Annotated in this window: 16 protein-coding genes and 1 pseudogene; 11 read left to right on the top strand and 6 right to left on the bottom strand. The window is 68.8% G+C overall.

Features of this window, described 5'->3' with window-relative positions:
* Positions 1-55: 55 nt before the first annotated feature.
* From ACIHCQ_RS32145 to ACIHCQ_RS32125, 5 genes are all read left to right on the top strand, one after another.
* A complete protein-coding gene (locus tag ACIHCQ_RS32145) occupies positions 56-1006 on the top strand; it encodes an alpha/beta hydrolase (RefSeq protein WP_399670266.1) in 951 nt (316 codons plus the stop codon).
* 54 nt (positions 1007-1060) lie between these two features.
* Positions 1061-2134: an alkene reductase gene (locus ACIHCQ_RS32140; RefSeq protein WP_399670263.1), complete on the top strand. Its 1074-nt coding sequence runs from the start codon at positions 1061-1063 to the stop codon at positions 2132-2134.
* A gap of 3 nt (positions 2135-2137) precedes the next feature.
* Positions 2138-2668: an SRPBCC family protein gene (locus tag ACIHCQ_RS32135; protein ID WP_399670261.1), complete on the top strand. Its 531-nt coding sequence runs from the start codon at positions 2138-2140 to the stop codon at positions 2666-2668.
* Positions 2669-3145: 477 nt separating this feature from the next.
* Complete coding sequence (locus tag ACIHCQ_RS32130; RefSeq protein WP_399670258.1) at positions 3146-4060, top strand: NADP-dependent oxidoreductase; 915 nt, start codon at positions 3146-3148, stop codon at positions 4058-4060.
* A 341-nt stretch (positions 4061-4401) separates the two neighbouring features.
* Positions 4402-4869 (top strand): cupin domain-containing protein, encoded by a 468-nt coding sequence (locus tag ACIHCQ_RS32125; RefSeq protein ID WP_399670255.1) that lies wholly within the window; start codon positions 4402-4404, stop codon positions 4867-4869.
* A 74-nt stretch (positions 4870-4943) separates the two neighbouring features.
* On the opposite strand, the gene ACIHCQ_RS32120 is transcribed toward ACIHCQ_RS32125, so the two are convergent.
* Together ACIHCQ_RS32120 and ACIHCQ_RS32115 are read right to left on the bottom strand one after the other, a co-directional pair.
* Positions 4944-5743 (bottom strand): IS5 family transposase gene (locus tag ACIHCQ_RS32120; RefSeq protein WP_399670520.1). Its coding sequence is split into 2 segments (ribosomal slippage): positions 4944-5395 and positions 5395-5743, totalling 801 coding nucleotides; the frame shifts between segments, so codons are not numbered across the junction.
* A 108-nt stretch (positions 5744-5851) separates the two neighbouring features.
* Positions 5852-6214 carry a Tn3 family transposase gene (locus ACIHCQ_RS32115; RefSeq protein ID WP_399670517.1) on the bottom strand — a complete coding sequence of 121 codons (363 nt, stop codon included), beginning with the start codon at positions 6212-6214 and terminating at the stop codon, positions 5852-5854.
* 13 nt (positions 6215-6227) lie between these two features.
* On the opposite strand from ACIHCQ_RS32115, the gene ACIHCQ_RS32110 reads away from it, so the two are divergent.
* The 4 genes from ACIHCQ_RS32110 to ACIHCQ_RS32095 all read left to right on the top strand — a co-directional run bounded on the left by ACIHCQ_RS32110 (position 6228) and on the right by ACIHCQ_RS32095 (position 7807).
* Positions 6228-6473, top strand: a complete 246-nt coding sequence (locus ACIHCQ_RS32110; protein ID WP_208616884.1) for a Tn3 family transposase — start codon at positions 6228-6230, stop codon at positions 6471-6473.
* Entirely contained in the window at positions 6433-6615 is a 183-nt protein-coding gene (locus tag ACIHCQ_RS32105; protein WP_399670252.1) for a hypothetical protein, read from the top strand. The genes ACIHCQ_RS32110 and ACIHCQ_RS32105 overlap by 41 nt, the downstream gene beginning before the upstream one ends.
* A 29-nt stretch (positions 6616-6644) precedes the next feature.
* Entirely contained in the window at positions 6645-6788 is a 144-nt protein-coding gene (locus ACIHCQ_RS32100; protein WP_399670249.1) for a hypothetical protein, read from the top strand.
* A gap of 698 nt (positions 6789-7486) precedes the next feature.
* Entirely contained in the window at positions 7487-7807 is a 321-nt protein-coding gene (locus tag ACIHCQ_RS32095; protein ID WP_399670246.1) for a hypothetical protein, read from the top strand.
* 55 nt (positions 7808-7862) lie between these two features.
* Here the strand turns inward: ACIHCQ_RS32095 and ACIHCQ_RS32090 are convergent, their stop codons facing one another.
* Positions 7863-8543, bottom strand: a complete 681-nt coding sequence (locus ACIHCQ_RS32090) for a hypothetical protein (protein WP_399670244.1) — start codon at positions 8541-8543, stop codon at positions 7863-7865.
* A gap of 235 nt (positions 8544-8778) precedes the next feature.
* Here ACIHCQ_RS32090 and ACIHCQ_RS32085 point away from each other — a divergent pair, with 235 nt between their 5' ends.
* Positions 8779-9150 carry a VOC family protein gene (locus ACIHCQ_RS32085; RefSeq protein WP_399670241.1) on the top strand — a complete coding sequence of 124 codons (372 nt, stop codon included), beginning with the start codon at positions 8779-8781 and terminating at the stop codon, positions 9148-9150.
* A 17-nt stretch (positions 9151-9167) separates the two neighbouring features.
* Positions 9168-9547: pseudogene (locus tag ACIHCQ_RS32080) on the top strand (transposase); the annotation flags it as partial.
* Positions 9548-9619: 72 nt separating this feature from the next.
* Here the strand turns inward: ACIHCQ_RS32080 and ACIHCQ_RS32075 are convergent.
* The 3 genes from ACIHCQ_RS32075 to ACIHCQ_RS32065 all read right to left on the bottom strand — a co-directional run bounded on the left by ACIHCQ_RS32075 (position 9620) and on the right by ACIHCQ_RS32065 (position 13624).
* Complete coding sequence (locus ACIHCQ_RS32075) at positions 9620-10924, bottom strand: RICIN domain-containing protein (RefSeq protein ID WP_399670514.1); 1305 nt, start codon at positions 10922-10924, stop codon at positions 9620-9622.
* Positions 10925-11021: 97 nt separating this feature from the next.
* The gene (locus tag ACIHCQ_RS32070) at positions 11022-12446 is read right to left on the bottom strand and encodes an endo-1,4-beta-xylanase (RefSeq protein WP_399670238.1); all 1425 of its coding nucleotides are present in this window, start codon (positions 12444-12446) and stop codon (positions 11022-11024) included.
* A gap of 755 nt (positions 12447-13201) precedes the next feature.
* Complete coding sequence (locus tag ACIHCQ_RS32065; RefSeq protein WP_399670235.1) at positions 13202-13624, bottom strand: glycoside hydrolase family 6 protein; 423 nt, start codon at positions 13622-13624, stop codon at positions 13202-13204.
* Positions 13625-13772 lie beyond the last annotated feature (148 nt).

The following is a 13772-nucleotide window of genomic DNA, read 5'->3' as shown; positions in this document are numbered from 1 at the left end:
CTCGGGGCTCCGAACGACCAGCTCAGACCCATCCGACCAAGAAGGCAGGACAGTCATGTCACTCAGTTTCGACCCCGAGTTCGCCCAGGTGTTCGCCGCCATGGCCGAGGCCATGGCAGGTGCCACCCCTCCGCCGGTAGGCGACGTCGCCGCGCGCCGCGCCATGTGGGAACCGATCATTGGTGCCGCCTCGGCGGCCCAACCGGTCCCGGCCGACGTCACGACCACCGAGTACTACGCGACCGCCGACGACGGTACGAAGATCACCATGCGCTGGTACGCCAAGACGGGCGCCCCTGCCGGACCGGCCGCGCTGTTCTTCCACGGCGGCGGCTACATCTTCGGCCACATCGACCTGTTCGACGGCCCCGTTGCCCGCTACGTCTCCGCCAGCGGGGTGCCGATGCTGTCGGTCGAATACCGCCGAGCACCCGAACACCCCTTCCCCACACCGGTCGAGGACGCGTACACCGCCCTGCTCTGGCTGCACGAACACGCCGACGAGCTGGGTGTCGATCCCGCGCGGATCGGTGTGATGGGCGACAGCGCCGGAGGCGGGCTGGCCGCGGCGCTGTCGATCCTCGCCCGGGAACGCGGCGGCCCGCAGATCGCGCGGCAGATCCTGCTCATGCCGATGCTCGACGACCGCACCACCACGCCCGACCCGCACATCGAGCCCTACCTGCTGTGGTCCTACGACGACAGCCGCACCGCGTGGCCCGCCCTGCTCGGCGACGCCGCGGGCGGCCCCGACGTACCCGCCACGGCCGCCCCGGCCCGCCTCGAGGACGCGAGCGGTCTGCCTCCCGCCTACATCGAGGTCGGCCAGCTCGACGTCTTCCGCGACGAGGGCCTCGCCTACGCCCTCAAACTCAGCCAAGCCGGCGTACCCGTGGAGTTCCACCTCCACCCCGGCGTGCCGCACGAGTTCGACTCCATCGCCTTCACCACCGATGTCGCCCGCCGCGCCATCGCCGACCGCGTACGCGCCCTCGCCTCCCTCTAGCCCTTCCCCACCCTCTTCGGCCTCTGATCCCTCTGCAGCAGAAAGTGCTCACCCATGACTGTCTGGACCCCCGTCACCGTCGGCGCCATGAAGCTGCCGCACCGGCTCGTCATGGCTCCCATGAGCCGTGACTGCTCCCTGGCGGACGGCGCTCCCAGCGAGCTCAATGTCGAGTATTACCGGCAGCGGGCCTCCATGGCCCTGATCATCACCGAGGGCACTCAGCCGTCCGAAGACGGTCAGGGCTACCTGCTGACGCCGGGAATGCACACCGACGCGCACATCGCCGGCTGGCGCAAGGTCACCGACGCCGTCCAGGCCGAGGGCGGCCGCATCGTCGTCCAGCTGATGCACGCCGGCCGTATCTCCCACCCTGACAACACCCCGCACCACCGCACGCCCGTCGCCCCCTCGGCCGTACAGCCCAAGGGCGTCATGTTCACCGCCACCGGCCTCCAGGAGATGCCCGTCCCCCGGGCCCTCACCGTCGACGAGATCACCGGTGTGGTCGACGAGTTCCGCCGCGCGGCGGCGGCAGCCGTCGCCGCCGGGTTCGACGGCGTGGAGATCCACGGCGGCAATGGCTACCTCGTCCACCAGTTCCTCTCCTCCAACGCCAACGAGCGTACCGACCGGTACGGCGGCTCCGTCGCCCACCGCATCCGCTTCGCCACCGAGGTGACGTCCGCGGTGGCCGCCGAAATCGGCGCCGACCGCACCGGCCTGCGCATCTCTCCCGGCAACCCCGACAACGACATCACCGAGCACGACATGCACGACGTCTACCAGGCGATGCTCAACGCCATCGACCCGCTCGGCCTCGCCTACCTGCACCTCATCCAGGGCCCCGACGAGGAACTCCTGCAGCACATACGCCGGCAGTGGACCACGGCGCTGATCGTCAACCGCGGCGGCACCCAGCTCGACAACCGCTTCGCCGACCTCGACTCCGCTCTGGCCGACGCCGTCTCGGTCGGCGCCACGGCACTGGCCAACCCCGACCTGCCCCACCGCCTCCGCACCGGCGCCCCGCTCAACGAGCCCGACCCGGCCACCTTCTACGGCGGCGACCACCGCGGCTACACCGACTACCCCACCCTCCCCATCACCACCACCACGGAGAGCTGAACCATGACCACACTCCTCATCGGCCCGGCCGACAAGACCGTCACCATCACCGTCCAGCAGCGGACCCGCACGGCACCCCAGGACGCCTTCCGCATCCTGGCGCCCATCGACCTCCCCACCGTCTTCCGCCCGGTGGCCCCGTTCCCCGGCGTCAGCAGCGTGAAGAACCAGACCGAGGCCTGGGACCACGCGGGCCCGCGAAGAAACCCGCAGTTCGACGACGGCTCCCAGGCCGACGAAGAACTCACCGAGTACGTACCGGGCTCCAGCTTCGCCTACCAGCTGACCGGCTTCACCAACGTCCTCTCCCGCCTCGCGGCCGGCATTCGGGGCGAGTTCAACGTCAACCCCGACGGTGACGGCACCCTCATCCGCTGGACCTACGAGTTCAAGCCGCTGCCCGGCCGCCGCTGGATCCTCGCCGGCCCCTTCGTCCCGCTCTGGCGCCGCTACATGGTGGCCGCCCTCGACCAGTGCGTCCACGTCATCGAAACAGCGGAAAACAGCGCGCAGGTGCAGCTCCGAGCCGGGTGACGGCCCGAAGCAGCGGCACCAGAGTTCCGACCTGGCCGTTCCGGCCGAGCTGAACTCGTAGGAACCCGTCCTCGAGGCCGGGCCTCCCACGGACTCCAGTCCCGACGATCAGCTCGGACGCGCCCCCGAGGTCCACGGCACGAGACCCGCGGCAGGGCCGGAAAGAGCGCCACAGCAGTGATGGACGCCCTGGTCCGGCGGATGCACGAGGTGAACACACCCATCGCCTCCGAGCACTGCCGGCATCCCGAGGTGGGCGTGCTGGAGCTGCCCTGACAGTGACTGGCAGACCCTGCTCGGGCCCGGAAGCTGCTGAACAGCCCCGGGCGCGGGCAGGCGGCCCGAAGTTCCGTGGCTCCAGCCCGCGAACGAGCCCATCCAGCAGATGTTTGGCTAGCCACATGATCGGCGTCACGTTTTAGGTGTCCAGCCACCTAATTGGTTTCGCCGGATCAACTCATCGAAGGAGACACAGTTATGAAGGCCATCGTTTTCGACACGTTCGGCGGCACCGAGGTCCTGCACGAGGCGCAGACCGAGATCCCCGAGCCCGGCTCCGGCCAGGTCCGCGTGCGTGTACAGGCGGTCGGCGTCAACCCGGTGGACGGAAAGATCCGATCCGGGATCATGGAAGCCATCTTTCCCACCACCCTGCCCGCCGTCCCCGGCGGGGAGATCGCCGGGATCGTCGACGCCGTCGGCGAGGGCGTCGACCAGCTGCAGGTGGGCGACGAGGTGCTGGGCTGGTCCGACACCGGCGCCTACGCCCAGTACGCCCTCGCCAGTGCGGCCGTTCTCGCCCTCAAGCCGGCCGGTCTGGACTGGACGCACGCGGCCGCCCTGCCGGTGGCGGGCGACGGCGCCGACCGGGTCCTGGACCTGCTCGGCGTCAAGGCCGGCGAGACCCTGCTGATCCACGGCGCGTCCGGCGCGCTCGGCACCGTCGCCGTCCAGCTCGCCGTCGCCCGCGGCGCCCGCGTCATCGGCACCGCCGGCCCGGCCAACCAGGAGTACGTGACCTCGCTCGGCGCCACCGCGCTGGTCTATGGAGAGGGTCTGGTCGAGCGGGTGCGCGCGCTCGCCCCCAACGGCGTGGACGCGGTGCTCGACGCCGCGGGCAAGGGCGCGCTGGAGGACTCCATCACCCTGCGCGGCGGCACCGACCGGATCGTCACCACCGCCGACTTCCGGGCCCGCGAACTCGGCGTCGTCTTCGCCGAGGGCCCGGCGCGGCGCTCGGCCGCCCGGCTGGCCGAACTGGCCCGGCAGGCCGCCGCCGGCACACTGGCGATCACGGTCGGCGCGACCTACCCGCTTACCGACGCGGCCAAGGCCCAGCAGACCAGCGACGCCGGCCACAGCCGCGGAAAGCTCGTCCTCACCGTCGGCTGACCTCCTCCCGCGGGGCCGGCCCCGCGGCCGCCCGCAACCAGCCGGTCCTCTCCATCTCCAGTCAGTCCGTATCCACGCGATATGCGGATACGTCGTGTGCGGCCCACACCGTCCCCTGCTCCGCCCATGTCCCCCTGTGTCCCTCCCTCACCGAAGGTGAACGCCCGCTTCACACGGGTGCGGTCGCACGCACAAACTCACAGCACCACCAGTCAAGTTCAGGCCTGCGAGTCAGAGCACCGGGATTCACTCTGGGGGGGCGAATCCCGACCCCTTGCTCCGCTCCGCAGGAGTCCGATTCCGCGCCGGCTTGAAGGCCGGAGTTTCCTTGGAGGTCTCCGATGACCATGGCCTATCTGGCGCAGCCCGAACAGCAGCAGAAGCTCGAATGGCTCGACGGGGGAACGTTCTCCGTGCTGCTCGACAAGGAAGCCACCGAGGGCAAGCTGACCGTGGGCCGCTTCGATGTCGCCAAGGGCGAAGCCCCGCCGTTCCACCTGCACACCCGCGAGGACGAGGTGTTCATGCTGATCAAGGGCACGGCCCTGGTGTGGTCCGGGGAGGAGGAACACGAACTGAGCGAAGGCGGGATCGTCTACCTGCCCCGCAACGTCCCGCACGGCTACCGCATCACCTCCGACCGCGCCGACCTTCTGATGATCGCCACGCCCGGCGGCATCGAGGGCATGTTCCGCCACGCCGGACGCGACCTCACCACCCCGCGCCCCGACGACTTCGAGATCCCCAAGTCCCTCCTGGCGGAAGCATCCGAACTCTACGGCGGTGTCATCCTCGGCCCGCCGCGCTGAACCGCTCACGGACCAGAGCACCCGTGCCGCGACAGCCGCCGCCCCCGGCTGCCGCCTGCTCTTAAGACGTCATCTCATTTGGTGAGTCTGCGGTAGCAGATGAGGGTGCAGGCGATGCTGGTGAAGGCCAGAAAGTGCTCGGCTTTGCGCTCGTAGCGGCGGTGCAGTCTGCGGCATCCGGCAAGCCAGGACATGGTGCGTTCTATGGTCCAGCGGTGGCGGCCCAGGCGGGTCGAGGACTCGATGCCTCTGCGGGCGATGCGGTGGCGGATGCCGCGTCCGCGTAACCATCGCCGCAGGTGGTCGTAGTCGTATCCCTTGTCGGCGTGGAGCTTTCCCGGTCTACGTCGCCGGCGTCCGCGCCGGGAGCGGATCGGCGGTATCCCCTTCACCAGTGGGATCAGCACCTGGCTGTCGTGCAGGTTCGCTCCAGAAATTCCGGCGGACAGGGGCAGACCGGTCCGTTCGGTGATCAGGTGGATCTTCGAGCCGTACTTGCCCCGGTCCACAGGATTCGGGCCTGTCAGCTCCCCCTTTTCAGGGCCCGCATGCTCACGGAGTCGATCGCGCAACGGGACCAGTCCAACTCGCCGCGGGAGCCGAGTTCGTCGAGGACCAGGCGGTGGAGCTTGGCCCACACGCGAGCCTTGGACCACTCGGCAAAGCGCCGGTGAGCCGTCGTTCCTGACGGACCGAACGACGTCGACGGAAGCTGCTGCCACGTGCAGCCCGACGTGGCCACGAACACGATTGCGGCCAGTACCTCCCGGTCACCATGCCGACGCCGACCGCCGCCCTGGGGCCGCGACGGTGCCTCTGGGACCACTCGCTGGAACAACTCCCACAACTCATCCGGCACCAGCCGCTCAACGATCGAAACCACGACCAACAGGCTACCGAACCAAATGAGATGACGTCTCAGTGAGCGGGAACTCGAGCAGGCCCAACGCTGAACTCGCTACCCGTATCCGGACCGCGATCCTCATCCGTCCCCGTCACTACGACCCGGCCGCCTGGCTCCGCGGAACCAGCCTGCTCCACACCAGACGCCGAACCGGTTGATCCGCATCGTCTGGTACGGCGGCAGCACGGCCAGATCCTCCGGTTTGATCTCCCAGCCCTCGGCGGCGAGCTGGCGCAGCACGTTCATCATGTCCAAGGTGGTGTGGAAGATGACGGCGTCGGTCAACAGGGTGGAGAACTTGATGTGCTTCTCCTGCTCGGCGGGGTCGTTGTCGCGGACCCGGCCCTCGTTGCCGAACCGGCACCAGGCGGAGAAGTTGTTGTAGGACTCGACGTTGTTGGTCGCCGCCGTGGTCCGCCGGCGTAGCTGCGGATCCGACAGGTAGCGCAGCTATCTGGCCGATGAGTCGTACCGCCGGCGCATCGCCCGGCAGTTGAACAAGGGCGAGAACCTGCACGCCCTGCGCCGGGAACTGGCCTACGCCGGCGAGGGAGCGGTCCGGCGCCGGCACCACGAGCAGCAGTCGGAGCAGATGTGGTGCCTGACGGTGGCCACCAACGCGATCGTTACCTGGAGCACCGAGTTATTACGGCCTGGTGGTGACCGCGCTGCGTCGTGCCGGCCGGCCCATCGACGATGAGCTGCTGGCGCACATCTGGCCCAGCCACCACGCCAACGTCAACTTTTACGGAACCCACTCGGTGGACATCGACGGCGAGTTGGCCAAGCGGGACACCGACGGCTACCGGCCGCTGCGGCTACCCAGGGCCGCCCGCGGCTGATCTGTGCTGTGGCTGCTCGCCTTACAGGCATGGCCAGCGAACTGCACGATGCCTACACCGGCCGGCTGCGTTCGTTCCTCAACAACGCACGCACCAGCATCGGACCCGGTTCCTTCGTCGTCCGCGGCCGCCGCGGTGGCGGCGATTCCACGACCAAGCCGCGGCGCCGATGACCCGCCTCGCCAACCGCGTCGTGCGCTCTGAACCCGCCCAGGGTCCGCTGCAGCTGCACCGCCTCGACCGCAAGACCGGGATCGCGTGCAGCCGGTGCGGCACCCGCAGCCAGACCACGGTAGTCGCCACCCTCGACGCAGACTGGACCAGGTCCCGCTGATCCCGAGGCCGACCACCAGGGCCCGCTGTCGCGATGTCGTGTTCTTGTCCATGGGATTGCGCGTGTGGGACAGCAGCACCACGCTGCCGTCCATCCAGGCGGCCGACCCGGAACGGGTCAGGCAGCACGGCCTGGAGATCGCTATGGCGGTGTCCCAGACGTTCTGTGTCCAGCGGGAACCGGTGGGCAAGCGGATCACCGCGGCCATCGAGCTGGCCCGACGACCCCGGTGGAGACCCGGCCGGACGGCAGCCCTCCTGACCCGAACCCGGCCAGCGTGGCGCCCCCTGGAGGACCGGCTTGAGTCCCGCCGAGCCGACGACAGCAGTCGGCGGTTACCAGACCCGCCGCGCAGCACCCGCATCCTTCGGCTCGGGTGGCGCCTGTCAGGGGGGCCAGGATCAGAGCCTGCCAGGGTTGCCCACTGCGCAGGCGAATACTGCAACTCTCGAATACCGACGCTTCACCAGTGCCACCGCCAGACCATCGAAGCCGTCATCGGCGCCGTCACCGGCACACTGCGCCGCCCGCAGCTGCTTGTCCTCCGGCGGCCTGCTGCGCGCGGTCGGGCGCACCACGCCGCTGAAGCCGGACGCCGCCCGCCGGCTCGCCGAGCACCTCACCCAGGCCGGTCCCGACCATCCATGGACCGGCGTGCGGTTCACCACTGCTTGGGGCAGCCGTGACGCCCTCGACCCGACCCTGGTCGTCCCCGACCTGGTCGCCGAGTTCAGCGCTGACACCGCCATCAACCGGGGCACCTGGCGTTACCCGCTGCGCTTCGTACGGCTGCGCCTGGACGTCACGGTGGCCGACGTGCCGCCCTTCGGGGAGAGCATGGCCCCTGCAGCTGGATGAACGGGGGCACGGCCGGTCGGATCGGCACCGGGTTCGGGACCGGGGCGGGTGCGCGTCAGCCGACCGGGTCGGTCGGCTCCGGCGACGGGGCGGGCGACGGCTGGGGGATCGCGGGCGGCTGTGCCGCCGGGGCCTGGGGGGTTAGCTGCTGAACTGTCGGTGCCGTGACCGTCGGCGGCTGGACCGCGGACAGCGGAAGCGTCTGCGCCGGGATCGTCGGCGCCGGGAGGACGCCCACCGGCGCCTGATACGTCGGCGCCTGCTGCTCGGCCAGGATCAGGGCGCTGGACGGGACGGCGGCGCGCATTTCGTGCAGGCCCAGAAGGGCGATGTGCAGATGCTCGGCGCCCTCGTAGGCGTCGTAGGCCAGGACGAGCCTGGCGCGCGTCTCCAGACTCTGCCAAGCGTAGCGTCTGCGGAGGTTCGTCATGTGGCGGGCGTCCGCCCGCAGGAAGGTCGACCCGGCCGAGAACCCGGCGGCCAGGAGGGCCAGGATGGCCGCGGGCACCCGCGCCCCGGCGGAGGCCAGACCCGCCGCGCCCGAGATGCCGGCGAGGACCGCCGCGGGGAAACCCAGGCTGAGATAGGCCGGGTGCCAGAGCTTGGCGCGGCGCTGCGCCCGCCGCGCACCGATCTGGGCCTCGGTGACGATCTTCTCGACTTCGGCGCGCAGCGCGAGCAACCGTGCGTCGCCAGCGGCACCCTGCACGGCTCCGGCGGAGGCGCTTTCGGCCACGAATCCCCCTGTCTGGAAAGGGAGTTGGAGGTCTCGGTCGGAGTGTAGGGGCTGTGCCCGGGTTGGCGACAGGGGACGCACCCGCGTCACCCGTAGAGGATCAGCCGCTGCCGAAGGTCCTGTGCCGGTGCACCCGGTACCGCTGACGACCTAGTGCCGTATCAGGCAACGTTCGCCTCGTAGTTGGGGACGTGGTTCACGCCGTGGGTCTGTCGGTGTCTGCCAGAATTGGCGGATGCTGAGCATCGGAACGATCGTGATGGGGGCCGCTGATGTGCGGCGGGCCGCGGAGTTCTGGAGTCGGGCACTGGGCTACGTCCCTCGCGATGGTGAGGTGAAGGACGACTGGGCGGTACTGGTGCCGGCCGATGGCTCCGGTGCCGCACTGGCCCTCGACCTCAGTACGACGCCCGTGCAGGAACACCCGAGAATTCACCTCGACCTCTATGCCGGCGACGCCGCCGATCAGGAGGCCGAAGTGGCGCGACTGATTTCCCTTGGCGCTGAACGCGTCGACTGGGACTCTTATCCGGACGACGCCGACTTCGTCGTGCTCGCCGATCCCGAGGGCAACCGCTTCTGCGTCATCGACACCAGTCACAGTTGACGGACACGGGGCCTCGGATGGCGGAGCGCGTGCGGGTGCGGGAGATCGACGGCGACGAGGGGCGGCGGCTGCTGCGGATCATCCGCCGCGGCACCGGTCGGTGGTGACCTGGCGGCGGGCCCAGATGGTGCTGCTGTCCGCGCAGGGCATGCCGGTGGCGAAGATCGCCGAGGTTACCTTCACCAGCGACGACCGGGTCCGGGATGTGATCCACAACTTCAACGCCGACGGCTTCGACTCCCTGTATCCGAAGTACAAGGGCGGGCGGCCGAAGACCTTCACACTGCCCGAGCGATGCGAGACCAAGAAGATCGCGAGGTCCAAGCCGGCCGAGCACGGCCTGCCGTTCTCGACCTGGAGCCTGACCAAACTGGCGGACTTCCTGGTCGCTGAGGGGGCTTCAACCTGAGGTAGACGACGACGGAGTGGAGCCAGGATCATCCTGGCTCCACTCCATGGTGCGGGCGTGTCACTGGAACTGTGCGAAGAACCGCCAGATCTCTCCCTTGGTCCAGGTGGCGACGCCGCTCTCGGCGGGGGAGCCGTCGACCGGACCGGGTCCGTGGCCTCCGTCGAACGCGGCCCACTGGACCGGGTACCCGGCACGGCAGCCCGAGTAGGTGGTGGTGATGTGCGTCCGGCTACCCGGCGCGGGCTCGCGCGGGCTCTGGGGAGTGCAGCCGTTGTTGCTGACGAATTTGTCGCGCAGGGACCGTCCTTGCCCGATGTTGAGGACGGAGTCGCTGATGCCGTGGATTCCGAAGTAGGCGCTGGGCTGGGTGCCGCCGCTGCACCCGCTGATCTGGCCGCCGGAGATGACCGCGACAGCCCTGAAGACGTTCGCCCGGGTGCATGCGAGTGCGTAGCTCATACCGCCGCCCCAGCTGAAGCCCGTGGCGAAACGCTGTGCCGGGTTGACGCAGAGGCCGCCCTCGATTCGCCGGATCATGTCGTCGACGAAGGTGACGTCCTCACCGCCCGAATTGGCCCAGCCGTTGCCGAGGCCCTGGGGGGCGACGAGGATCGCGCTGTTGTTCGACTGTTCCTGTTGGCCGTAGTAGGACCAGGCGGTCCCGCTCGTTCCGCCCGAGGAGACGTCGCCGGCGGTTCCGCCCCGCCAGTGGAACGCGAAGATCAGCCGGTAGGGGTTGCTGTTGTTGTAGTTGGCGGGAACCCTGAGAATGAAGCTGCGGCTCTTACCGTTGCTCTGAATCGTGTGCGTACCGCTCGCCAGGGTCGGGGCGCTGCCGCATCCGCCGCCGCCGCCACCGGACGACAGCTTGATCATCTGCCATTGCTGGTTGGCGCCGCTCCAGTCGGTGTACTGGACGACGTTGCCGCCGTCGGCGGTGGAGGCGCCCTGCACCTCCACGGCCTTGCCGCTGTTGCGGTTGATCAGCCGGACGTGGCCTGCGTCGGAGTCGGCCAGGCGGAACTGCTGGTTGGCCCCGTTGCCGTCGGCCCACTGCTGGATCGCGGCACCGTCGGCGGTCGAGGCGCCGGCCACGTCGAGAACCTTGCCCGAATGCCGGGCCTTGAGCCGGTAGAAGCCGCCGCCGGAGTCCACGAACTGCCACTGCTGGTTGGCTCCGTCGCTGCGCGTCCACTGGTTGACCCGCGCGCCGTCGGCGGCGGACACGCCAGAGACGTCCAGCGCCTTGCCACTGTTGCGATTGACCAGGACGTACGAGGCATTGGGGTCTACCGTCGCCGCCTCGGCGGGCGTCGGCTGCACCGCGACGAGCATGCCGGTCGCGAGGGTCGCCGCCACCACGGCGGCGATCCGGGACCACCAGCGATGTCTTTGTGGAGGGGCGGGGGAAGCCGCACCGTAGGTCTTCATCGGTTCACCCTTTCGCTGTTGTGACAGGTCAGGTGCGGGTCCAGCGTTGGTTGCTGCCGTTCGAGCAGGAGTAGAGCTGGATCAGGGTGCCGTTGGCGGTGCCGTTGGCGGCGGCGTCAAGGCAGAGGCCGGACTGGACGCCGACGATGGATCCGTCGGAGTTGAGGCGCCATTTCTGGTTGTCGCCACCCCAGCAGCTGTAGATCTGGACTTTGGCGCCGTTGCCGGTGCCGGCGGCGTCCAGGCACTTGTTGCCGTAGACCCTGAGCTCGCCTCCGGCGGTGGAGGTCCACTGCTGGTTGGTGCCGTTGCCGCAGTCCCGCAGGTTGAGCTGGGTGCCGTCGGTGGTGCTGGCGCCGGGCACGTCCAGGCAGCGGCCTGAACCGACGCCCTTGATCTGTCCAGAACCGGGCGAGGGGGTGGTGGCGTTGAGTGCGTTGAGGACGGCGGTGTAGGCGGGCTTTTTGCTTCCGTTGCCGTTGAACAGCAGCGGCGAGTGCTCCGGTCGCCAGGAGTCGGTGTCGCGCACACCCCAGACGGTGATGCCGAGGCAGCGCGGGACGGCCAGGCAGTCGTTGGTCACATTGGCGAAGGTCGTGCCCGAGGCGCCCTGGATGTCGAGTTCGGTGATGGCCACATCGACGCCGAGGGCGGCGAAGTTCTGCAGGGTGGTGCGGAAGTTGCTGTTGTAAGGGCTGCCGCTGTTGAAGTGCGACTGGAAGCCGACGCAGTCGATCGGCACGCCGCGCTGCTTGAAGTCTCGGACCATGCGGTACATGGCCTGGGTTTTGGCCCAGGTCCAGTCCTCGACGTTGTAGTCGTTGTAGCAGAGCTTGGCGGCCGGGTCGGCGGCGCGCGCGGTGCGGAAGGCGACCTCGATCCAGTCGTTGCCGGTGCGCTGCAGGTTGGAGTCGCGCCGGGCTCCCGAGTTGCCGTCTTCGAAGGCCTCGTTCACGACATCCCACTGGACGATCTTGCCCTTGTAGTGGGACATCACGCCGGTGATGTGGTTGTTCATCGCCTGGCGCAGCGGACTGCCGCTGAGGCTCCGCATCCAGTTGGGCTGCTGGGAGTGCCAGGCCAGGGTGTGGCCGCGCACCTGCTTGCCGTTCTGCACCGCCCAGTTGTAGACGCGGTCACCGGCGGTGAAGTTGAACCGGCCCTGCTGGGGTTCGGTGGCGTCGATCTTCATCTCGTTCTCGGCCGTCACCGAGTTGAACTCGCGGCCCGCGATCGTCGTGTACGCCGAGTCGTTGAGCCTGCCCGAGGCGATGGCGGTGCCGAAGTAACGGCCGCTCTGCGCCGCCGCGGCGCCGAGCGTGCTCTCGGCGGCGTGTGAGGTCTGCGGCGCCACCAGCACGGCGGCCGAACCGAGGACGCCGACGACCAGCGCCATACACAGACCGACGATCTTCCGGCGGACGGTGGGTGGGGGAATGGCATTTAAGCCCATGACTGAGCCTCCAGGACAGAAATCACGGAAGGAATTAGAGCGCGGCAGAATGAATTCGCGTTAGCGACGCCCGCGTCCATTGGCAAAGGACGCTCACTACCAGGGCGTAACGATCCAAGGCTGGCGCCCGGCACTTGCACAGACGGGCGACACCGCCTCGGGACTCAGTGTGGAAACCCCGCCGAAACATGTCAAGAGTTTCGAAAGGATTTCGAGAATCCTTCCCTCGAAGGTAGCCCAGTAGCGGCTTTCGGTGCACAAGGGTCATCGAAACTCTTTCGGTGAGGATGCCCGAGCTGGCTGCCGTTGAAAGCTCAGGCAAAATTAGATGATCACGTGACGTCCCCTGCCGTCTCGTGTTGGCTCCTGGACATCCATCACATTCACTTTCGGACAAAGAAAGAGGAACCCGGGCCGGGCACGGATGTCAGCGCCAACAAGTGGGCGCTGGATCTGAACGGCGCGCTCCTGAGGAGAGATCCCGCCATAAACGAGTATTTCCTTCAGTTCGCATCTCTGAGACGCCGATATCCGTCGCCCCAGAGCGGCCACCCCATTGAAGCTGGGAGGGTGACTTCACGTGCAATCCGTACACGGCCCGCGCAGATGGACGGTCATCGGGACCGCCGTCGGCGTAGCGGCGCCACGGGTCACCGGCGATGCCCGGGGCCGCCTTGAGCTGTCCGTGAACGGGACCCGCGCTGCCGTACCTGACTGTTCGTCGGGAACGACGTCCGGCGAGGTGGGGGCCTCGGTCAGCGCAGGACTGTGTTGAACTTCAGGGTGGGGTTGGCGTTCCGGAAGGGGGACTTGGCCTGCTCCGGCCACCACACGCCGGCCGCGGGATCGACGATGCCGTACTCCGGGTCGATGGTGCCGCCCGGGATGCTGCGGTTGTACTGGCCGTCGGACCGGCCGACGGTCTTGATCCACAGGTAGGCGTCGACGAGCGGGACGCCGGTGTTCGCGGTCGGGCGGTCGCCGATGCCGCGACCGGGAGTGTTGCACCAGGTCTGCGGGTCGCCGCCGTACTTGCCGGCGGGCGGGCTCCAAGCGCCCCGGCCGTTGCGGCTGGTGTCGACGACGAGGTGGGTGAGCTCCTGCGCGGGCGGGGTGCCGACGTTCTGCTGGAACCACAGGTAGGTCCAGTGCCAGGTGGACGGGTCGTCCACGTTCACGGAGTTTCCCGGCTGCCCGTCGTTCGGTGCTGCAGGGGAGTGGTACTGGCTCGCGCACCAGTCGGGGTGCCCCTTGGCCCAGTCCGGGCCCTTGGTGGCGAAACCACAGGCACTGGGAGACCCAGGTGCCGTAGTGGGTGGACAGGTC

This window comes from Streptomyces sp. NPDC052236, from assembly GCF_044548015.1.
Taxonomy (GTDB): Bacteria; Actinomycetota; Actinomycetes; order Streptomycetales; family Streptomycetaceae; genus Streptomyces.
Note: the sequence above shows the minus strand (reverse complement) of the source record. Positions and strands in the feature narration are given on the sequence as shown.

Bases quoted from the DNA above. Each gene is read 5' to 3' on its own strand.
- ACIHCQ_RS32140 (WP_399670263.1), top strand. From the start codon at position 1,061: ATGACTGTCTGGACCCCCGTCACCGTCGGCGCCATGAAGCTGCCGCAC.
- ACIHCQ_RS32130 (WP_399670258.1), top strand. From the start codon at position 3,146: ATGAAGGCCATCGTTTTCGACACGTTCGGCGGCACCGAGGTCCTGCAC.
- ACIHCQ_RS32070 (WP_399670238.1), bottom strand. From the start codon at position 12,446: ATGGGCTTAAATGCCATTCCCCCACCCACCGTCCGCCGGAAGATCGTC.
- ACIHCQ_RS32125 (WP_399670255.1), top strand. From the start codon at position 4,402: ATGACCATGGCCTATCTGGCGCAGCCCGAACAGCAGCAGAAGCTCGAA.
- ACIHCQ_RS32135 (WP_399670261.1), top strand. From the start codon at position 2,138: ATGACCACACTCCTCATCGGCCCGGCCGACAAGACCGTCACCATCACC.
- ACIHCQ_RS32145 (WP_399670266.1), top strand. From the start codon at position 56: ATGTCACTCAGTTTCGACCCCGAGTTCGCCCAGGTGTTCGCCGCCATG.
- ACIHCQ_RS32085 (WP_399670241.1), top strand. From the start codon at position 8,779: ATGCTGAGCATCGGAACGATCGTGATGGGGGCCGCTGATGTGCGGCGG.
- ACIHCQ_RS32100 (WP_399670249.1), top strand. From the start codon at position 6,645: ATGGCCAGCGAACTGCACGATGCCTACACCGGCCGGCTGCGTTCGTTC.